At 71.2% G+C, this 20,025-nt stretch carries 20 protein-coding genes; 5 read left to right on the top strand and 15 right to left on the bottom strand.

Annotated elements, in window-relative coordinates; genetic code table 11:
• Positions 1-9 precede the first annotated feature (9 nt).
• Positions 10-1,389 (top strand): DUF1552 domain-containing protein, encoded by a 1,380-nt coding sequence (locus WMF36_RS16135; RefSeq protein ID WP_437580494.1) that lies wholly within the window; start codon positions 10-12, stop codon positions 1,387-1,389.
• Positions 1,390-1,712: 323 nt separating this feature from the next.
• On the opposite strand, the gene WMF36_RS16130 is transcribed toward WMF36_RS16135, so the two are convergent.
• From WMF36_RS16130 to WMF36_RS16095, 8 genes are all read right to left on the bottom strand, one after another.
• Positions 1,713-1,946 (bottom strand): hypothetical protein, encoded by a 234-nt coding sequence (locus WMF36_RS16130; protein ID WP_437580493.1) that lies wholly within the window; start codon positions 1,944-1,946, stop codon positions 1,713-1,715.
• Positions 1,947-2,062: 116 nt separating this feature from the next.
• A complete protein-coding gene (locus tag WMF36_RS16125; protein WP_437580492.1) occupies positions 2,063-3,385 on the bottom strand; it encodes a DUF1566 domain-containing protein in 1,323 nt (440 codons plus the stop codon).
• A 264-nt stretch (positions 3,386-3,649) separates the two neighbouring features.
• Positions 3,650-3,889: a hypothetical protein gene (locus WMF36_RS16120; protein ID WP_437580491.1), complete on the bottom strand. Its 240-nt coding sequence runs from the start codon at positions 3,887-3,889 to the stop codon at positions 3,650-3,652.
• Between the two features lie 20 nt (positions 3,890-3,909).
• Positions 3,910-4,545 carry an RNA polymerase sigma factor gene (locus WMF36_RS16115; protein WP_437580490.1) on the bottom strand — a complete coding sequence of 212 codons (636 nt, stop codon included), beginning with the start codon at positions 4,543-4,545 and terminating at the stop codon, positions 3,910-3,912.
• Between the two features lie 102 nt (positions 4,546-4,647).
• Positions 4,648-5,184 carry a DUF417 family protein gene (locus WMF36_RS16110; protein ID WP_437580489.1) on the bottom strand — a complete coding sequence of 179 codons (537 nt, stop codon included), beginning with the start codon at positions 5,182-5,184 and terminating at the stop codon, positions 4,648-4,650.
• A 235-nt stretch (positions 5,185-5,419) separates the two neighbouring features.
• Positions 5,420-6,097, bottom strand: coding sequence for a DNA alkylation repair protein (locus WMF36_RS16105; RefSeq protein WP_437580488.1), 678 nt, complete (start codon positions 6,095-6,097; stop codon positions 5,420-5,422).
• A 135-nt stretch (positions 6,098-6,232) separates the two neighbouring features.
• Positions 6,233-6,403 (bottom strand): hypothetical protein, encoded by a 171-nt coding sequence (locus tag WMF36_RS16100; RefSeq protein WP_437580487.1) that lies wholly within the window; start codon positions 6,401-6,403, stop codon positions 6,233-6,235.
• 448 nt (positions 6,404-6,851) lie between these two features.
• A complete protein-coding gene (locus WMF36_RS16095; protein WP_437580486.1) occupies positions 6,852-7,871 on the bottom strand; it encodes a hypothetical protein in 1,020 nt (339 codons plus the stop codon).
• Between the two features lie 114 nt (positions 7,872-7,985).
• On the opposite strand from WMF36_RS16095, the gene WMF36_RS16090 reads away from it, so the two are divergent.
• A complete protein-coding gene (locus WMF36_RS16090) occupies positions 7,986-9,062 on the top strand; it encodes an MJ1255/VC2487 family glycosyltransferase (protein ID WP_437580485.1) in 1,077 nt (358 codons plus the stop codon).
• 108 nt (positions 9,063-9,170) lie between these two features.
• On the opposite strand, the gene WMF36_RS16085 is transcribed toward WMF36_RS16090, so the two are convergent.
• Both WMF36_RS16085 and WMF36_RS16080 read right to left on the bottom strand, forming a co-directional pair.
• Entirely contained in the window at positions 9,171-9,431 is a 261-nt protein-coding gene (locus WMF36_RS16085) for a hypothetical protein (protein WP_437580484.1), read from the bottom strand.
• A gap of 126 nt (positions 9,432-9,557) precedes the next feature.
• Positions 9,558-10,349, bottom strand: a complete 792-nt coding sequence (locus WMF36_RS16080; protein WP_437580483.1) for a Stp1/IreP family PP2C-type Ser/Thr phosphatase — start codon at positions 10,347-10,349, stop codon at positions 9,558-9,560.
• 58 nt (positions 10,350-10,407) lie between these two features.
• On the opposite strand from WMF36_RS16080, the gene WMF36_RS16075 reads away from it, so the two are divergent.
• Positions 10,408-11,793, top strand: a complete 1,386-nt coding sequence (locus tag WMF36_RS16075) for an aldehyde dehydrogenase family protein (protein WP_437580482.1) — start codon at positions 10,408-10,410, stop codon at positions 11,791-11,793.
• 129 nt (positions 11,794-11,922) lie between these two features.
• The gene (locus WMF36_RS16070) at positions 11,923-12,351 is read left to right on the top strand and encodes a VOC family protein (protein WP_437580481.1); all 429 of its coding nucleotides are present in this window, start codon (positions 11,923-11,925) and stop codon (positions 12,349-12,351) included.
• A gap of 149 nt (positions 12,352-12,500) precedes the next feature.
• On the opposite strand, the gene WMF36_RS16065 is transcribed toward WMF36_RS16070, so the two are convergent.
• Positions 12,501-15,164 (bottom strand): hypothetical protein, encoded by a 2,664-nt coding sequence (locus WMF36_RS16065; RefSeq protein WP_437580480.1) that lies wholly within the window; start codon positions 15,162-15,164, stop codon positions 12,501-12,503.
• 405 nt (positions 15,165-15,569) lie between these two features.
• Between WMF36_RS16065 and WMF36_RS16060 the strand changes: the two genes are divergently transcribed.
• On the top strand, positions 15,570-16,202 hold the full coding sequence (locus WMF36_RS16060) for a PadR family transcriptional regulator (protein WP_437580479.1): 633 nt from the start codon (positions 15,570-15,572) through the stop codon (positions 16,200-16,202).
• A 228-nt stretch (positions 16,203-16,430) separates the two neighbouring features.
• Here the strand turns inward: WMF36_RS16060 and rpsD are convergent, their stop codons facing one another.
• From rpsD to WMF36_RS16040, 4 genes are all read right to left on the bottom strand, one after another.
• Positions 16,431-17,042 carry a 30S ribosomal protein S4 gene (gene rpsD / locus WMF36_RS16055; protein ID WP_437580478.1) on the bottom strand — a complete coding sequence of 204 codons (612 nt, stop codon included), beginning with the start codon at positions 17,040-17,042 and terminating at the stop codon, positions 16,431-16,433.
• A gap of 133 nt (positions 17,043-17,175) precedes the next feature.
• Positions 17,176-17,970: a class I SAM-dependent methyltransferase gene (locus WMF36_RS16050; protein WP_437580477.1), complete on the bottom strand. Its 795-nt coding sequence runs from the start codon at positions 17,968-17,970 to the stop codon at positions 17,176-17,178.
• 210 nt (positions 17,971-18,180) lie between these two features.
• Complete coding sequence (locus tag WMF36_RS16045) at positions 18,181-18,861, bottom strand: hypothetical protein (protein WP_437580476.1); 681 nt, start codon at positions 18,859-18,861, stop codon at positions 18,181-18,183.
• A gap of 564 nt (positions 18,862-19,425) precedes the next feature.
• Positions 19,426-20,016, bottom strand: coding sequence for a ferritin-like domain-containing protein (locus WMF36_RS16040; protein ID WP_437580475.1), 591 nt, complete (start codon positions 20,014-20,016; stop codon positions 19,426-19,428).
• Positions 20,017-20,025 lie beyond the last annotated feature (9 nt).

Raw genomic sequence — 20,025 nt, 5'->3', positions numbered from 1 at the left:
GGAACGAACATGCCTAAGCCCTTCGACGTATCCAGACGAGACATCCTGAAGACGACGCTCGGCGCGATTTTCCTGGCGCCGCTGCTGCGCCACCGCGAGGTCTGGGCGCAGACCCTCGTGCCCAAGCGGCTGGTGCTGATCTTCACGCCCGACTCGCACCCGCCCGAGTGGTGGCCGACCGGCAGCGGGTCGACGTTCCAGCTCCAGGAGCCGCTCGCCGATTTTCGCGGCCTGGAGGGCGACATGCTGTTCCTGCGCCGGCTCGACCATGCCTGGACGGTCGGGAATCATCACGAGGCGGGCATGGCGCAGCTGTTCACGGGCGCGCGCTTCAGCGACGACAGCTCACGCCACGCGAACGGTCCCTCGCTCGATCAGATCCTGCTCAAGAACTCCGACCTGCGCGGCGGCACGCCGATCGCGAGCATCCACCTGTGCGTCGCCGATCGCGGCGGCGCCGACAAGCGCCACATCATCTCGTACAGCGGCTCCGGCCAGCCCATGACGCACACGGCCGATCCCGCGCGCGCGTTCAGCACGATCTTCAGCGGCGTCACCTTCGACGGCACCGCGCCGACCCCCACCTCGATACCGGACGCCGTCGCGGCCGCGAAGCGCAGCGCCGACCAGCGCATCCTCGAGATCAACACCGGCGAGCTCAAGACCCTCCAGCGCTTCCTCGGCCAGGCCGAGCGCCAGAAGCTCGAGCTCCACGTGGAAGCGCTGTTCGAGCTGCAGCAGCGCATCGCGGGCATGGGCAGCGACACGTCGGTCCCGACCGGCGGCGCGTGCGAGCGCGTGGACACCTCCGGCTACAACGGCAGCACCAACAACGCGACCACGATCACGCGCTGGGCGCAGATCCAGGCCGACCTCATCGTCAACGCGTTCACGTGCGATCGCACGCGGGTCGCGGACTACCACTTCAGCTTCTCCGGCGGCCACCACGAAGGCCTGCTCGGCTTCGGTCAGAGCTGGCACGACGTTGTCGCGCACGTCAGCCGCACGAACGACAGCGTCACCGTCGACGGTAAATCGATGACCACGCGCGAGGCCTTCATGAAGTTCGATCGCTTCTGGGCGAGCCACGTCGCGTACCTGGCGAAGAAGCTCGCGGGCATCCCCGAGGGCAGCGGCACGATGCTCGACAACACGATCCTGCTCTGGGGCGTGGAGAGCGGCACGAACCACAACCACAGCCCGCGGGACATGCAGTACCTGGTCATCGGCGGGAAGAACCTGGGCGTGAACGTGGGCCAGTACATCAACAACACCACCGCGCAGAGCTCGAACAAGCTGCTCACGTCGGTGATGAATGCGCTCGGCCACGCCGCGACCGGCATCGGCATCGAGCCGAACTGCGGACCCCTGCCGGGCTTCCTCGCCTGACGCGGCAGCGCGCCTGGCTCGGCAACCAAATTTCAATCGCGCGCGGCGACGCGGCCGGGCCCGCGGTCGCGCAGCCCATCGGCCTCGCCGTCGGCGTCGCGGGAGGCGCCGTCGGCGCCGGCTACCTGCTCTACAGGTGGTTCACCGGGAGCCCGTGGGTCCAGGGCGTGAGAACGGAGCGGCTCGGCGTCGCCGTCCCCGGCGCGCTCGAGAACGCGATGGCCGGGTGGTGGCCTAATTTGAACATGAAGGCGGGAAGGCGGGAAGAAAAACTCAATGATCTTCCCGCCTTCCCGCCTTCATGTGAATCATTCCGGGGCAAATTAGGCCACCACCCGCGCGTGCGCGCCCTCGCGGGCGGCCGCGATCGCGATGCCCTCGACGTCGCGCGTCCCGTCGGCCGCGGAGACCAGGGCCCACTCCCGCGGGCCGAGCTGGAGCAGCTGCCCGGAGCGGAGGTCGTGCAGGATGACGCGCTCGTCCTCGCCGACGAGGTGGCGCCGCGCGAGCACGTGGGCGGCGAGGCGAGGGCGCGCCGGCAGCGTGTTCGGGCTCACCCGGGCACGCTAGCCGACGCTGGCGGCCGCGCGCCACCGAAACGAGGCGCGCCGGCCGCCGCCTTCGCCGCCCTGCCCGCGATGGCCCGACGGGAGCGGCGGCCGGGCCGGCGACGTCAGCGCACGCACTTCGCCCATGCGGCCGTGAAGTGGTTCCACTTGCCGCTGGCTCCGGCGTTGAAGCCGGTGAAGCCATCGTCGAAGTTGAGCGCCCACGCCGCCGAGGCGTTCCCCACGGCGGCGTGGGAGCCCCAGTACCAGTCGTTGCTGCGCGCGCCGTACTGCGTGTCCGGGAACATCGTCCGGTGGATCGACGGCGCCACCTGGGCTTCATCGACCAGGGTCGCCAGCTCCCGGATGCTCGGCAAGCGCCAGGTGTGATCGTTGAGGCCGAGCGTCGCGCAGTAGCTCTCCGCCTCGGCCCAGGTCATCGTGGCCGGCGAATAGCCCTGCTGCCAGACGAGGCCTGTGTAATTGTCCATCACCTCACCGGGCGATACGACGGTGTACTGGTCGGGCGGAGGCACGGCCGGGCTGCTCGGCGCCTCCCCCTCGCCGTTGCCTCGCACGCAGCGCAGGCTCGCCGCGGTCGCCTTGGAGTAGGCGTTGCTGACGATTCCGTCGCTCATGTTGAAGGCCCACGCATAGTCGCGACCGGCGCCGGCGCCTGCCTGTCGGATCGTGAGGATCCAGTCGGAGGACGTCTTGTGGAAGCCCCCCCGCGCCCCCGGAAATGCGGCCCTGTCGATGGCCGGGCTCCGGGTGAAGTCCACGATGGACGTCATCTCGATGCGCGTCGGCAGGCGCCAGTCGGAGGACCCGCCGAGCGTCAGGTTGTCGCAATAGCTGATCGCCTGGTCCCACGTGTACGCCTCGGCGGGAGCGCTCTGCTGCCACTCGAGGCACGTGACGTTGTCGCGCACAACGCCGTCCCCCACCTCGGTGTAGCTCGCGGGGTTGGGCAGGTCGCTGCCCGCCGGATTGGGCATCGGCCAGCACGCCCACTTGTGCGTGCCGCAGGCCGCGGCCCTGCCGCACGTGTCGGGCGCGCCGCCCGCGCCGCCCGCGCCGCCCTCGCCCGCGCCGCCGCCCGGGCCGCCGCCGCCCTCTCCCGGCGCACCGCCCTCTCCGGGCGCACCGCCCTCCCCCGGCGCGCCGCCGTCCCCCGGCGCGCCGCCGCTCGCGGTGCTCCCCGGGCCGCCAGCCCCGGCGCCCGTCTCGGAGGCTCCGCCTGTCGCGAGCGCGCCGCCCGACCCCGACGCGCCGCTCTCCGTGAGCGCGTCGCCCCGGTCGCCGCCATCCACGCCCGTCCCCGTGTCCCCGCTGGAGCACGCCGCGGCCGCGAGCACCACGCCGAGCACGACCCCCGTCCTGGCATGCGCTGCCGTGACGGACGTCGCCCACGTCGTGTGAAGGACCCACCGCTTGCTTCGATTCACAGGCACCTCCGTACACTCAAGCCAAAGCCGCAAGATAAAATGTTCGGACCGCGCCAGCCTATCACACGCTGCGCGATGCTCGTCGATGCACGCAGCGGAAGCAGGGCCTATTTGGGGCGATCGACAGAAACATCCAGCGCTGTCACCTCAACCCATCTCCGATGTTCCGTGTCGCATGCCTTCCGCGCTTTCCGCACGAACAACGACCCCGAGCGTAGTCGAGGGCCGCATCGACGAGCAGCGCTCTGGGGCGTTGCGCCCCGCTCAGCGGACGGCGCCCTCATCGAGCGCCGCGGCGAGGGCCGCGAACTCTTCCTGGCACTCGCCGCAGATCGCCAGGTGTTCCTCGACAAGGCGCAGCGCTTCGGGCGTGGGCAGCCCCGCCAGATGCACCTCGGCATAGGCAGCCACCCGATCGAGACAGGTGTCACAGCCGATTTCCTGCTCACGCGTGACGAGCGTGGCCTGCACGAGCAATTTCAGATCTGACGGCTTCAAGAGCATGAGACTTTCCTCTCGACGAGTCATTCAAAGGCCCAACGCACGGTCTCTGCGGAGTAGCCCGCCTGCTCGAGCGCTCGTTGCAAGCCACGGCGTGCGTCGTGGCACAGTTTGTAAATGGCATTGCGATTGCTTCCGAGCTGGGCTGCAATCTCTTCCTGCGGCATCCCCCGCAGCTCGGCCAGCACGACCTGACGCTGCCGCTCGGTGAGCGTCTCTGCCACGCAGCGCTGCAACAGCGTCAAGATCTCACGCCTCGCGATCGCCTGCTCCGGCGTCGCGGAGCTGTCTTCGAAGGGCTCTGACATGCCGGATGCGCTGGTAGCTTCGATCGGGGACCCGTCGGTGAGCGCATCGAGCGGCACGTCCCCCCAGTGCCGGCGCCGCAAGGCGCTGAATGAAACCCGTAAGGCAATCGCAATGGCCCAGGTCGAAAATCGGCTCTCTTCTCGAAATGAATCGAGCTTGGCCAGGATGCGCAACATGCTCTCTTGCGCAAGGTCCTCGATCAGAGCGCTGGCCTGCGGCCGCCGCGCGAGCCCCCGACGCAGCGCCCGCACGATGAGCTCGCGCAGCTCGCGCTGGGCCAGCGCACCCTTCGGCCCTGGATCCCGCAGATCGAGCAACCACGCGGCGTCAGTTCTTTCGAAAGCGGTCATGCACTCTCCGGGGTGAATCTGGCTGATCGTGACCGAACCTTTCGCCTCTTCGCCTGAGGTGGCTTGTGCGCCACGTCGGTTCGGGTGGCTCGCCGCCGGCGTTCAGGAGGCAGCTCGCGCCGGCCGAGACGCGGCGAAGGCTTCGGCAGCGCTGAGCAGGGCTGCGCCGAGCAAGAACACATCCTTGAGCACGAAGGCGCCGAGCTCGTTCGGCACGCGCAGCGCAAAGCCCGGCACGTCCACCCAGATGCCCGGCGTGGTGAACAGAAAGCTCAACGTCATGACGAATGTCGGTACCGCCGCCAGACTGCCGATCGCGCAGGCTCTGGCCGACCATGGGCGCAGCGCGATCAACGACGCGATGAGGATTTCAGTCACACCTATCACGTTGGAGACCCCTTGCACACCCATGAACACATAGGTCCAGCCGAGCAGCGGGCTCGGCGCGATCAAGGGTTCGATGGCGCGGGCCTCGACCTCCGTGAACTTGAAGGCGCCGAAATACAGCAGGATCAGGATGAGTCCGTACCGCAGCGTCACAAGAGCCGCGCGGCCGAGCCACGCGTCGATCGCCGTTCGTCGCCCGGAACCGAGAGCTCGTAGCAGCGACGCTGCGGCCGTGGAATGTAGAGCGTTCATGCTGGCCTCCTCGACAGGTTGAAAGCGGCACTCACGCCGCCTCCATGAGACGCCGCCAGGTCCTCGGCTCTTACCCTCGAAGTGAGGCAGCGGGATTTTTGGAGTCGGATCTGCCCCGCACGTACCTGCGCGAGCGTGCCCGCGATCTGCGTCGGCGTCCTCGGCCTCCGCGCGCTCTCCAGCGAAGCCGACGGCGCTCGACTTCGAAGAGCGCCTGGGCGGCCTCCCGACCCCCTCACCGGCCCCGCGTCTTCTCGGTCTTTTGCCGCCGCACCATCTCCGCGATCCAGACCGGCGCGAACGGCGGCGTGCAGCCCGGCGATGCCGGGTAGTCCTTGAGCACCTCGAGCCGCTCGCCGATGGCGATTGCGCGGGCGCGCAATTCGGGGTTGCGGATGCCGATCTCGGCGAGGCAGTGGTTCATCGACCACTGCTTCGGGCCCGGCGCCGCCTTCATCTCCGCCTCGATCTGGTCGAGCAGCGCGGGGAGATCGAGGCCGGCAGGGCTCTTCACGACGCGGTCCGTCGTCAGGCTCCAGCCAGCGCGCCCGACCAGCTCGCTCGCGGAGTCCTTCCAGCGGACACGCAGCTCCTCGACGTGGCGCGACGCCTTCACCACGTTGACGATGAACCAGTCGAGCAGCTTGGGGTAGCTGATCTCCCGAACCATCGCGTCCAGCTCGTCCGCCGAGAAGGCCTTCGGCTTGAACACGAGCGTCGCCAGGAGGCGGGCGTCGGGGTCCCCGGTGCGCCACAGCTCGCCGGCCAGGGCGTGGTCCGTCTTCAGCTGCTTCGCGAGCGCGCGGAGCTGGGTGAGGTTCACGCCGTGGGCGTCTCCGGCGCGGGCGTTGACCTCGCGCATCTTCTCGTTGCACAGCGCGCCGAGGTCCCGCATGGCGTGGGTGAGGTTCATGGACTGGAGCTAGCCGTATCCGCGGGCATCGTCCAGCGACGCGGCGTCGCCTCGGGTTTGAACCTCCTTCGCCCCAGGCGCGTCTGGTAAGCTCAGCACCGATGTCTCTGGACCCTGTACGAGCGACAGAGTTTGTCAGTTGTCGACGAGTGACCCCGTTGCAAAGCCGCCCAACCAGCCGATGGAACCGTCCTCGGGGCGGCCGATGCCGTTCTCGTCGGAGACGCCGACCGCGGAATCGATGACGGCATAGCGAGGCCCGAGCGTCTCCTCGAGGTGCGCTCCCGCCGGCCACCAGGCGGACACCTCTGTGCCGCTCTGTGGTTCAAGTTCTCCCCCTCACGGAACCAGGGAGGAACTTGGGCGACACTGTACCAGAGCACGGCCGGCGGGTGAATCGCCATGACCGGACGGCAAAGCTCTGCTTGTGATCGCTCCCGTGCGTCACGCGCCCTGACGGGCAATCCATGCGAGCTCGCTCATCGGTTGTCGCGCGCGGCCTCGCATCGATGGAGGCCAGCTCGCCGCAATCGACGCCGGCCCCCTGTCACCCGGCCCGCGACGGCGCCACGGATCAGCCCATGTCATTGCCGACGAAGAAGACGTCTATCGGCCTCTCCAGCAACAGCAGGCCGAAGAACAAGAACAAACGACACCACTGGAAGCGCTACCGCGGCCAGGGCAAGTCGCATCACGGATAGCCGCTCCGGCGAGCTCCGCGACTCGCCGGCGGCGACGGCGCACCCCGGTCCTCTCACGATCGCGACCAGCTCCCCCAGGCGCCCGCCGCCTGTCCCACGAGCGCGGCGGCCGCCACCGCGGCGCGCGCCCGCAGCGTTGCCCGGGGCAGGCGCGGCTCGATCGGCGGCGCCACGAACGCCTCCAGCCAGGCCTCGGCCGGCGGCCGCGCCAGCACCCCGCCGAGGTCGAACAGCGAGAGATCCCGGACGCCGGCCGCCTCCGCGACGGCCACGTCCTCGCGGAGCTCGGCGACAGAGCGGTAGACCGGCTCGTCGCCGAGCGCCCCCTTCCCCACCGCGCCCACCGAGACGCCCGCCCTCGGACCGAACCGCCGGGCGGCGGCGCGGCACCCCAGGGCGAGCAGCGCGACAGCGTCGTCCCGGCCGAGCGCGCCGCGCGAGTAGCCCTCGAGCAGCGAGGTGTACAGCATCGCGCTGACCCGCCCCCACGGCGGCGCCGACACGGGCGTCCCGAGGATCCGCTCCCAGCCGCCCGCCGACCCGTCGGCCAGGACGAGCGGCACGATCGCGGCCGAGGTCGCCACCCCGCGCGCGTGGATCGCGCCCGCCACCTCGACGTACGCGCGCTGCGCGTCGCGCCACCACGCACCCCGCTCCCCCGGGCGCTCCCGCGCTCCGCGGGGGCCGCCGCCGAGCAGATCGAGCGCGCCGCGGCCGCCCGCGAGCGCCCGGCGCACCTCCTGGATCGGCGGCTCCAGATCGACCGCGACCTCCGCCGCGGCCAGGCCTCGGGCGTCGAGCGCGTCGAGCAGCCGCGCGACGAACCCGCCGAACGCCGCCGCGTTGCCGGCGCTCGCCCACCGCCCGTCCTCGTCCGCGATCATCGGCCACACAGCGACCGCCACCCCCGCGTCCGCGCACGCCGCCGCGAGCTCCGGCAGGCCCGCGGCCGTCTCCGGCCGCACGGCGACCGCGAGCTCCAGCGCGTACCGCCGGAGGAGCGCGAGCGTCCCAGGCGCACGCACCGCCTCGAGCGGCAGGAGCTCGCTCCAGATCCGGCGGCGCGGCGTCACGCCCGCCGCCCGCGGCGCGGCGGCGGCTGGACGCCCGCGACCCCTGCGCCGCCCGCGCCCCGGCGACGCCGTTTCCTTCCGAACCCCCGGCGGCCCCCGCTACACTCGCGCTTCATGAAGATCCTCTACGGCGTCGTCGGCGAAGGGATGGGACACGCCATGCGCTCGCGCGTCGTCATCGAGCGCCTGCTCGAGCTGGGACACGAGATCGAGATCATGGCGTCCGGCCGGGCGACCGACTTCCTGTCGAAGCGCTTCGCCGGGGTGAACCGCATTCACGGGCTCCACATGATCTACGAGGAGAACCGGGTCCGCCGCGGCAAGACGCTCTGGTCCAACGTGCTCTCCGGCGCGACGGGCACGCCGAAGAACATCGCCGCGTACTTCGAGCTCATCAAGGACTTTCGCCCCGAGCTCACGATCAGCGACTTCGAGTCGTGGACGTACCTCTACGCCAAGCTCCACCGGCTGCCGATCCTCTCGATCGACAACATGCAGATCATCAACCGGTGCACCCACGACCCCGAGATCGTCGCCGGTCACGAGGGGGGCTTCCAGCTCACGCGCGCGTTCGTGAAGAGCAAGCTGCCGTTCTGCAAGCACTACGTCATCGCCACGTTCTTCCGCCCCCCGGTCCGCAAGCAGGAGACGACGCTTGTGCCGCCGATCCTCCGGCCCGAGGTCGTCGCCGCGAACCGCCGCCCCGGGGAGCACCTGCTCATCTACCAGACCGCCGAGGGGAACGAGGCGCTCGCCGAGACGCTCGCCAGGACCGGGCTCGAGTGCCGCATCTACGGGATGCGCCGGAGCATCACCGAGGAGCAGGTCGAGGGGAACCTGCGCTACCGCCCCTTCAGCGAGGAGGGCTTCATCGACGACCTCGCCTCGTGCCGCGCCGTCATCGCCGGCGGAGGGTTCACGCTGATGGGCGAGGCGGTCTACCTGCGCAAGCCGATGCTCGCCGTCCCCCTCGGCCGCCAGTTCGAGCAGGTGCTCAACGCCCGCTACCTCGAGCGCGAGGGGTTCGGCCGCGCCGCCGATTCGCTCGACGACCCGGCGGTCATCACGGACTTCGTGAAGGCCATCCCCGGCTGCGAGGAGAAGCTCGCGAGCTACTCCCAGGACGGCAACCGGCGGCTGTTCGAGGTGATGGACGAGCTGCTCGACCGCGCGCACGCCGGCGTGCTCTGAGCGCGGTACGCGGCGGAGCCCAGCGGCGCAGCGCCGGCGTGCGCTGAGCCCAGCGGCGCTGCGGCGGCGCGCCCCCCTCGGAGCACGCCGCCTCCGCCGAGGCCTGCCCTACTTCGGCCTGCAGCCCTTGAGGCTCGACCCGGAGACGCCGTTGCACTCCTGGTCGGCGGAGCAGTCCGTCTGCTCGACGCACGTCTTCAGGCACTCGAGCGCCGCGCTGTCGTCGGGCTTGCCGCAGATCGACCCGTCCTCGCACTCGCCGTCCACGCCCTCCGCTTCGCACGCCTCGCCGAGCGCCGCCTCGCCGCCACAGCCCCAGGCGAGCAGCGCACCGACGACGAGCCCCATCCCGATCCACGTGGTTTTCATGCCATGACCTCGCATTATTCCATCACAACTGCACACGACAGAGGAGCAGGCGACCGCCGCGCCGCCGCTGGCGACCTGCGCGACGATGCGTCGTCTTTCCTCGCCCCCTCCGACCGTCTCCGGATATTACCGCGCGTTGCGGCTCTTCGCGCCCTGGCGTTGGCTCTGCGACGCCGAGGCGGTCTCCTCGATCCGGACGAGGACGGCGGTGATGTTGTCGCGGCCACCGTTCTCGTTGGCGCAGTCGATGAGCTTGCAGCACGCCTCGGCGAGCACGGCGTTCTGCTCGATGATGCGCGCGATCTCGAGATCGTCGACGAGCCCGTGGAGGCCGTCGGAGCAGAGGAGGAACACGTCGCCGGCCTCGACGCTCTCGGCGCGCAGGTCGACGTCGACGCTGGGGCTGATGCCGAGCGCGCGGGTGATCACGTTGCGGGGCAGGTACGCGAGGTCGCTCTCGGTGAGGTCGGGCCGCTCGAGGAGCGCGTCCGCGATGAGCGAGTGGTCGCGGGTCAGCTGCGCGAACTCGCCCCCGCGGAGCAGGTAGCAGCGGCTGTCGCCGGCGTGCGCGACGTAGAGCTTCCGCTCCCGCGGCGCGAACGCCGCGGCGACGACCGTGGTGCCCATGCCGCGGTAGAACCGCGAGTCGTCGGCGTGCGCGAAGATGCGCGCGTTCGCGTACGTCACGGCGGCGCGGAGCCTGTCGCCGGTCGACGCCTTGCGGCGCTTGCCGTTCGCCTCGCGGAAGTAGCCGGCGATGGCGCTGGCGGCGATGCGGCTCGCGACCTCGCCCGCCTCGTGCCCGCCCATGCCATCCGCGACGACGTAGACGTTGAACTCGGGGAGGAGGATGTATCGGTCCTCGTTGTGGATCCGCTCCCTGCCGACGTCCGATAGCCCTGCCGCGGTGGCGCGCATTCGCCCCGAGTCTAGACGACGCTTGGCCTCGCAGGGAACTGGGTTAATCTCCCCCGCCATGCCCGACCTGGTGATCGACAACCCGTATACCCTCGAAGAAGCCGTCCGCCGGCCTCTCGCCGGCGAGACCGAGGTCGACCGGCTCCTCGACGCCGCGACCGCCGCCGCGCGGAGCTTCTCGCGCACATCCATCGCCGAGCGCGCCGCCCTGTGCCTGCGCGCGGTCGAGCGCATCGAGGCCAGCGCGCCCTCGATCGCCGCCGACATCACCCGCATGATGGGCAAGCCCCTGCGTCAATCCCGCAATGAAGTCGCGGGGATGGCCAAGCGAGCCCGGCACATGATCTCGATCGCGGAGGGCGCGCTCGCCGAGGTGGTCCTCCCGGAGCTCCCGGGGCTGGAGCGGCGGATCGTGCGGGCGCCGCTCGGTGTGGTGTTCAACCTCCCTGCCTGGAATTACCCGCTCCTCACGGCCGTGAACGTGGTCATCCCCGCGGTGCTCTCGGGCAATGTCGTGCTGCTCAAGCACTCGCCGCGCTCGCCGCTCTGCGGGGAGCACTTCGCGGCCGCGTTCGCCGAGGCCGGCGCCCCGCCCGGCCTCGTCCAGGCCTTCCACTGCGACCACGCCACGTCCGAGCGCATCGCGTCGGACCCGCGCGTGAGCTTCGTGGCGTTCACCGGTTCCGTTGAAGGCGGACGGAGGATCTACGCGGCCACGTCGAAGAAGGTGGCCGTCGACGCCGGCCTGGAGCTCGGTGGGAAGGACGGCGCCTATGTCGCAGCCGACGCGGACCTCGAGAAGGCCGTGGACGGGATCGTCGACGGCGCCTGCTACAACGCCGGACAGAGCTGCTGCGCGGTCGAGCGCGCGTATGTTCACCGCGATCTCTATCCGAAGTTCGTGGAGGCCGCGCTGGCGCTGATGAAGGGCTACGTCCTCGGCGATCCGACCGACGAGCGCACGAACCTGGGTCCGATGGCGCAGCCGCACGCGCCGGCGTTCCTGGAGGCGCAGGTGAATCAGGCGCTGTCGCGGGGCGCGCGGGCGCTCTGCGGCGGCCGGGCGACGCAGATCGACGGGCGCGGGCGCTTTTTCCAGCCGACGCTGCTTGTCGACGCGGCGCCGGATCTCGACGTGATGCGCATCGAGTCGTTCGGGCCGGTGCTGCCGATCGTGCCCGTCTCGTCGGACGAGGAGGCGCTCGCGCTGATGAACGACAGCGATCTCGGCCTCACCGCGTCGGTCTGGACGCGGGATCGCGAGCGCGCGGCGCGGCTCGCGCGCGAGCTCGAGGTCGGCACGGTCTTCATGAACCAGTGCGACACCCTGGATCCGGCGCTCCCGTGGACGGGCGCGAAGAACAGCGGCAAGGGCGCGACGCTCTCGACGCTCGGGTTCCTGCACCTGACGCGGCCGAAGTCGATCAACTTCAAGATCGGCTGAGGGCCCCGGCGCGCGGCGCAGGTGCGCTGCGGGGCGCCCGCGCCCGGCGCCCGGTTCAACGAGCGCGCAGAGGGGATCGTCGTCGTTCGGGCTTGCCATGCGCCACGGGTCGTGGGGATATCCGAGGCTATGGAAACCCAACAGCTCTACCGCGGGCGTCTCATCGATCACATCCAGCTCGTCGTGGCGGACATTGCGGCGAGCAAGAAATTTTACCAGGCAGTCTTCGGAGCGATCGGTATTCCGATGGGCGGCGAGGCCGACGATCACTTCTGGGCCGACGAGCTCTTCGTATCGAGCGTGAGCTCAAAGGAAGCTGCGGGCGTCCTCACCGGCCGGACGCACCTCGCCTTCCAGGCGAACGACCGCGCCACGGTCGAGCGCTTCCACACCGCCGCGCTCGCCGCGGGCGGAAAGGACCAGGGCGCTCCAGGCGCGCGACGGTACCATTCCGACTACTACGCGGCGTTCGTGCTCGATCCCGACGGAAACAACATCGAGGTCGTCCATCACGGCCCGGCGAACAGGTCGGCGGACGCGATCAAGATCACGTTCTGACCTGCAAAGACCCAGCTGGTACCCGGAGAGAGAGTTCACCTGAGAAGAAATCAAGGGCGCAAGCAATGCCATGAGCCCTCTCTCTTCTGTACACTCCTCCTCTCTTCTCCCTTGGCGCCTTGGCGCCTTCGCGTTTTATTCTCTTCTCATCAACACGACCGCCGCGCCGGCTCCCCCTCGATGCAGATCCGCTTCCTCGCGACCGGCCTCGCCGCGATGTCGTTGAGGACCACGCCGAGGATGCGGCGCTCGCCGAGCTGCTCGGCGGCCCTGGTGAGCGAGGATGCCCGGGTCAGCGAGGCGCGAGCGACCAGGACGATGCCGTCGGAGGCGTCCTCGATGACGTTGGCGTCGCCCGACCCGAGGACGGGCGGGCCGTCAATCACCACGTAGTCGAAGTAGCGCCGGAGAGTGCGCATCGCGGCCTCGAAGTGGACCGAGTGGAGCGCCGCTGGATAGCTCGCCTCGAGCGACGGCTCCGCCAGTACCGACAGCGAGGGGCTGAGGGCGATGACGCCGAGAGGACGGGCCTCGCCGGCCATCCGCCGGCGGAGCTGCTCCGAGAAGCTCGCGTGCGGGGGCAGCCGGAGGCCGAGGAGCGCCGCGACGCGGGGGCGCGCGAGGTGGCCCTCGACGAGCAGGACCCGCGCGCGCTCGGCCTCGGCGAGGGTCATCGCGAGGCGCGCCGCGAGCGCGGTCTTGCCCTCGGCCCGGCCGGGGCTCACCACCGCGATCGCGAGCGGCTCGCCCCCCCGCCGCTGATCGAGCCGGTGCCGGAGGACCCGGAGCGCCGCGAGCGCCGGCGCGGGCGCATCCCTGAGCAGCTCGAACACGCCGTACCCCTCGGGGTCGACGTCGGCGCCGAGGATCTCCACCTCGGGCTCGCGAAACCCGGAGCTCCCGGCGTACGCGAGGTGGCGCGGGCCCACGCAGGCGAGCGACCCGCCGGGCGCGCTCCACGATGGCTCGGGCGCGCTCCAGTCCGGTCCGGGGCCGACGTCGCCGTCGTCGAGCGCCAGGCCGTCCGGGAGCGTGTCCTCCAGGGTGAACCCGGGTCGGGCGGACGCTGGCTCCGCCGGGGCGCTGGGCCCCGCGATGCGGTCCCCGGGCGCAGCAGGCGGCTCCGCGCCGTCTCCGGGCGCGCCGGGCCGCTCTGCGTCGTCGTCGGGCACGCCGGTCGGCTCGCCGCCGGTGCCCGGCGCGCCGGTCGGCGCGGCGCTGTACGCCGGCACGATCGCGCGCTCGCGGAGCGGCGGGCGCTGCGGGAGCTCCGGCATCGCGGCGAGCAGGGCGGGGCCGCCGAGCGCGTGGATGTCGCCCCCGTCGTACACCGTGTCGTTGAGCAGCACCCGGGCCCCGGCGACGCCGAGCGCGAAGAAGAACGTCACCGCGGCGCCCGCGAAGAAGACACGGCCCCGCCCGCGATCAGGGCGGCTCGGCAGGTACGCCGGATCGAGGACGTCGAGCTCGGTCTCGCTCTTGTTCTCGGCGGCGTCCGCGGAGAGGTTCGCGGCGCGCTCGTTGGCCTGCACGGTCTTCAGGTACTCGCGCGCCCGCTCGAGATCGAGGCGGAGCCGGTGCCACTCGGTCTCGAGCTCGATCACGCGCTCCTCCGCGCCCCCATCCGGCCCCGCCGGCGCGCGCCGCGCCTCGTCCACCACCGCCGTCCTGCCGCCGCCATGGCGCGCGCGCAGGCCCGCGATCTGCCGGAGCAACGCGCTCCGCTCGGCCGCCAGCGCCGCGCGCCGCGATGGCGTGAGCGCGCGCGCCTCGCCGCTCGGCGCCTCGGTGAGGCCCGCGCGCACAAGCCGGAGCGCGCTCTCGGCGGCCGCGAGCTGGCTCCTGGCCGCCTCGACCCGGCGCTTCGCGCCGATGGCGTCCGGGTGGATCGGGGTCACGGTCGCCAGCTTCTCGGCGAGCGCCGCCTCGGCCGACGCGACCGCCGCGGCGGCCGCGTCGCGGGCCCTCTGCGCCTCGAGGACGCTCGGCGGCAGCGGCCCCCCCGGCGCCGCCGCGGGCGAGCGCGCGGCCCCGAGCAGCGCCTCGACCCGGGCGAGCTGGCGCTCCAGCGCGGCGAGCTGCGGATCCGCAGGGCGGGCCGGCTGCGCGGGCACGGCCCGGGCCGCCGCCGGCGCGGGGGCGCCGGGGGGGCCGAGCGGCTGGGGCACCGGCGCGTACGGCGAGTCGTTGAGCCCCCACTGGAACTGCGGGTTCCTGGCGAGGAACGTCGCCAGCGCGCGGCTCGCCTCCTCGACCTTGGCGCTGGCCTCGTCGAGCTCCCGCCGCAGGAAGTCGCGGGTCATCGTCGCCGCGCCGAGGCTGTCACGGCGGTAGTCGTCGACAAGGATCTGCGTGAGGCGGGCGGCGACCTGCTGCGCCACGAGCGGGTCGTCGTGGGTGAACGAGATGACGTACGTGTCGCTGCTCTGCGCGCGGAACCCGACGTGGTTCTTCATCTCCTCGACCGCCTCGACCATCGAGCGGGCGGACTTCTCCGGGTACAGCCCGAACGCCTCGATGACGCCGGCGAGCGTCCCGCGCGCGATGAGCGTGTCCTTGAGCTTCGGCCCGAGGCGCGCCGCGCGCGCGGTGCTGCTCTGGGGATCGCGGCCGGTCTGGATGGTCTCGCGGTAGAGGATGGTGGCCTCGCTCCGCCACACCCGCTTCGTGGCGAGCGCCAGGGCGAGGGAGATCGAGAGCCCGACGGCGATCATCGCGGCCACGCTGCGCCAGTACATCCGGATCCGGCCGAAAACGCTGATCGCGCGATCCAGGCGCTCCCGGGGTGTGCTCTCCGTGCTCAGGCTGGACATGATGCTCCCCGCCCCGTGGGCAGCGCCTCCGGCGCCGTGCGGCGCAACGGGCGCGCTCCGGGCCCACACGGCAAGGCGCGTGCTCGCGGGCGCGCGTCACCCAAGAACGCACTCGCGCGAGGGGACGGCGCGAGGCCGCGTGGAGGGGTGAGGAGAACGAGCGCCGTGGACATTTCGCGTCAGGCGACCGCGAGGTACTTCGCGGACAGGCGCGGGGGGCCCGGCGCTCTCCCTTGACAGGCCGCGGTCGAGAACTATCGTCCAGATATATCTTTTAGAGTATCGGACCGGGCGCCGCGGGCGCGACTCGGGTCCGTGGGCCGGGGTCGTCCGTCCATGCGCGCGCGGCAGCTGAGTGCTCGCCGCCGTGGCGGTCTGCCGCCGAGCAAGAGAGGGATCGCGTCTATGTTCTGGGGATGTGAACAACATCATGGGCACCACCACCACGCCGGCCCGCGCGGGCCGAGAGGTCCTTTCGGGAGGGGTCGGGGCGGGTTCGGCGGCGGGCCGCCCGGCTGGTGGGGCGACTGGTTCGGAGGACCGCCGCTCCGCGCCGATCGCGGCGGCGTGCGCTACCTCGTCCTCGACGTGCTCGCCGAGCGCGCCCGCCACGGCTACGAGGTCATCCAGGCGATCGAGCAGCGCAGCGGCGACGCTTACCGGCCGAGCCCCGGCGTCATCTATCCGACGCTGCAGATGCTCGAGGAGCTCGGCCATGCGCGCGTCATCGAGTCCGACGGTCGCAAGGTCTACGAGATCACCGACGCGGGGCGCGAGGACCTCAAGGCGAACCGCGAGTACATCGACGAGTTCTACGAGCGCTTCGCCGAGAGCTCGTGGGAACGCTTCGCCGAGGATTTCGGCGACGTCATGAAGCGCATCGGCACGCTGATGAAGATGCTGCGCCACGCGATGCGCCGCGGGCGCCTCACGCCGGCCGTGCTCGCGCGCACCGTCAAGGTGCTCGACAAGGCGGCGGCCGAGATCGAGGAGCTGCTCGACGAGGACCCGGAGAAGCGCGCCGGCCGGCGCCCGTGATCCGCGCGCAGAGACGCCGGCGCGCCGAGCTCGCGCCGTGGGCCGCAGCCGGCGTCGCGCCCGCCGCGGGATGACGTCGCGGCATCGACGCTGATCCGATGTCGTGACGCCGGTCATCCACCGACCCCACATGCATTCAATCCGTCTGCTCGGGAGCAGCTCTCGCGCTGACAGGCGAACCCGCTCCGCGACCTCACCGGGCGCCGGTGCGGAGAGGCGTGCTCTTCGTCACAGTCGCTGCGAGTAGAACTCGATGATGAGCTGAACCTCGATCGGGAACGGGATGCTCGTCTCGTCCGGCAGGCTGGTCATACGCGCCTGCCGGGTGTCCTTGTCGACCGCGAGCCACGCGGGGGCTTCCAGGTCCGCTCTCGCGAGGCCGGCCACGACGGTCTGGTGGTCACGGCGCTGCTCGCGCACGCTCACCGTCTCTCCGGCGCTGACGCGGTAGGAGGGGATGTCGACGCGCTTTCCGCCGATGAGCACGTGCCCGTGCGCCACCAGCTGCCGCGCGGCCGGGATGGTGCGCGCGAAGCCCGCGCGGAAGATGACGTTGTCGAGCCGCCGCTCGAGCAGCTCGATGAGCTTCGTCCCGGCGGCCAGCTTGCTCCTGCGCGCCTCGAGCATGAGCGTTCGAAGCTGCGTGTCGGTGAGGCCGTAGTTGAGCCGGATCTTCTGCTTCTCGCGGAGCCGCAGGGCGTACTCGCTGTGCTTCTTGCGGGCCTGGCCGTGCTGCCCTGGGGGGTAGGGTCGGCGCTCGGTCTTCTTCGCCGATAGCCCGGGGAGCTCGACCCCGAGCGCGCGCATGACCTTGACGCGAGGTCCGGTGTAACGGCTCATGTCCGGGCCCTCCCCCGGGACGCGCGCGCGGCGTGAGGATCGAGCTCGGCGCCGTCCGGCGCCGGTGCGTCAACATGTTCCTGAATGTTCATCGAGCTCCTTTGTCTTCTTTCCTGGTCCTGTTCTTGAGGGCTCACACGCGCCGAAGGTGGCGGAGGATCGGTAAGTGCGATCTGCGAAGGACGCGCGCGAGCCCGTTCGCGGCCCGGACGCGGGCGTTGAGCGGCTCGGGGTAATCGTCTTCATCGAGGACGCGTAACCACGGGAACGTCTCGACGCCGCCGCCGGGTCGGCGGAGCTCCGCGTGGCGCGCGCCCCTCGCCGTGGCGGGGCGAAGGTGGAGGCACGGTGTCGCGTCGAGCAGGAGCTCCACGTCCTTCGCGAGGCGCAAGGAGGCCTGGGTCAAGAAGGCGGAGATCCGCTCGGGACCGAGCTGGGAGAAGAGGCCGAGGCCGATGATCAACGTGGGGAAGCCCTGTGCCTTGGAGAGCTGATCGATCCAGTGATCGCAGCCAGGGGACGCGGCGGTCAGCGCGTACCGCGACGTCCGGGGGGCGCGGCGGAGCTTCCATGCGATCACGCGGGGGACGTCGAGCTCGACCCAGTGGAGCAGCCCGTTGTCAACGCGCGAGAATCGGGTGCACGGCCCGGAGAAGAGCCCGATGGCCAACCCGTCCGGGTGGCGGCGGAAGAAGTCGTGCACGACGTCGTCCACCAGCCGCGTGCGGGCCGCGAGCGGGCGGAGCTCCTGTTCCGTGAAGCCCGCGCGCTCGACGTCGAGCACGCGGGCGAGATGGCGCGCCTCGTCGTCGTGGAACCCGTGATCTGGAAAAGCCTCGGTTGCGTAGGCGCACGCGGCGACCCCCGCGAGCTCGCGCCGAGCAAAGGAAGGGGCGGCATCGATACTGAAAATCATTTTCATTTTCATGACACATGCATGCGTCCTATGTCAAGCGGAGACGGAGACGTGACCCATCCAGGTTGGCCCTCGCGACCTCACCCAGGTTGGCCCTCGCCCAGGTTGGCACCCCGCCGCAACCTCACCCAGGTTGGCCCCCGGCACCCCGCGACCTCACCCAGGTTGGCCCTCGAGGTGCCAGCCACCTGGGACGACACGCCAACCACGGTGGGTCCGCCGCTACCGCCCCCTCCCAGCAAGGGCGACCGCACCGAGGCCTCGTTCGCCCCGTCGTTCACCCCCGCTGCGCGCCAGACGCGTCGGGCGGGTCCAACACGACGCGCCGGCCGTCCTCATCGAAGTTGCCATGGCCCGGATCGCGCGTAGCTCGACATCGTCGGCAATGCGCTCTTCGAGGAAGCGCATCGGCGAGCCTGGTGCTCGCGCGCTCGTCCACAGGATCGCCGCCGCCTCCCTCGCCGACGCTGCCGCGCGCGCTCTCGCCCAGCGCGCCGCGAGCTCCGAGACGCAGAGCCCGCGGTAGCTGCACGCCTCGCTCACGAGGGCAGCGTCGAGCGCGCGCGCAAGCCGGCGCGCCGCGCGAGCGTTCGTCAGCACGCGGTCGATGAGGACGCGCAGCGCCTCGCCGGACAGCTCGTCCGCGGCCTCACCGACCTCCGCTCCCGCCACGGCGCTCACCACGGCGCCGATCTCTTCGCACGAGAGCGCGAGCGCGACGATCAGCCGAAGAACGCGCGGCGAGCAGTGCCAAGGGGGCGGTCCGGCCAGCGCGAGCGGTCTCCTGCCCCCCATGAGCGAGCCCTCGCGCGCTGCGCCGAGCCGCAGGTCGTCGCTCCCCCAGCTCCGAAGAGCTGCCGCGCGATCGCGGCCGATCGATCCCGGCGCCGCCGGGCCCTTCACGACCGCCTCCCCCCACCGCACGCGACGCCGCGAAATGCACGGCAACCTGCGCCGCGAAACGAAAGCTGCCGCCAGATGGCGCCGGCGACCAGCCCGCTTTCGGAATCCACCAGAGCGCGTAACGAATTGATAATGATCTTCATTTTCAACAAATGTACGGTGGTACAGCTGTAATCGTCAAGAAATTTCGCGAGCGGCCCCCGACCGGGGTGGCGCGACCTGACCGTGGTTGGATCAACCCCAGGTCCAACCCAGGTCGGGTCAACCCGGTTCGGGCCGCTCAGATCGACGCCGCAACCCAAGTCGGGCCAACCCGGGTTGGGTCGCTAGGGTCGGCTCAACCTGGGTCGGCTCAACCTGGGTCGGCTCAACCTGGGTCCGGTCGCTGCGCGGATCGCGCCTAGAACACCAATCATGTTGAAACCGGGAGAAATTTCACAGGGAGGCGGGGAGGCGGGGAGGAAGAAAAAAAAGAATCTCTCCCTCTCGCCGTCTCTCGCTCCCCGCCTCCTCGCCTCCCTGTGAAATTTCTGCTTCTTTCGGGGTTTCAACCCGTTTGTCGCTCTAGGCGGACAGCAGCGCGCGTATCGCCGGCGTGACGACGTCCACGATCGCGCGGCGCCTGGAGCCGACCAGCACGGCGCCGTCGGGGCGCCCGTGCGCGGCGAGGGCGCCGGCAGCGGCATCCGCCGCCGTGGTGGCCGGCGGATGCGCGTCCAGGCCCGCCTCGAAGGCCGCCGCTACCGCCCGGCGCACCGCGTCCCCGCCCGTCTGAAGCGCCCAGGCCACGAAGCGCCACGCGAGCTCCGCGTGCCGGGCCTCGTCGTCGGCGATCGTGGCGAGGACGCTCCGGACCGCGCCATCGGTGGCGTGCGCGAGCTGCTCGCTGGCCTGCACCGCGGCGAGCGTCTCGCCGATGCACCCTTCACGGACGGCGCGCGCCGCGAGCTCCGCGAGATCCGAGGTGACCTCGACGAGACCGCCGAACGCGAACGGCGCCGGCTCGAGCGCCGCGCCGGCGTACGCGCTCGCCAGCCCGAAGCAGAGCGCTGCGTGGCGCACCTCGTCGCGCGCGGCCTCGTGCGCGGCCGCGAGCATCTCGGCGGGGGCGCCGACCGCCATCGTCTCCAGCGCGAACCTCGAGAGCGCCGGCATGGCCCTCCT

It is taken from the genome of Sorangium sp. So ce887, from assembly GCF_051521455.1.
GTDB lineage: Bacteria > Myxococcota_A > Polyangia > Polyangiales > Polyangiaceae > Sorangium.
This window is presented reverse-complemented; position numbering and strand designations above follow the sequence as displayed.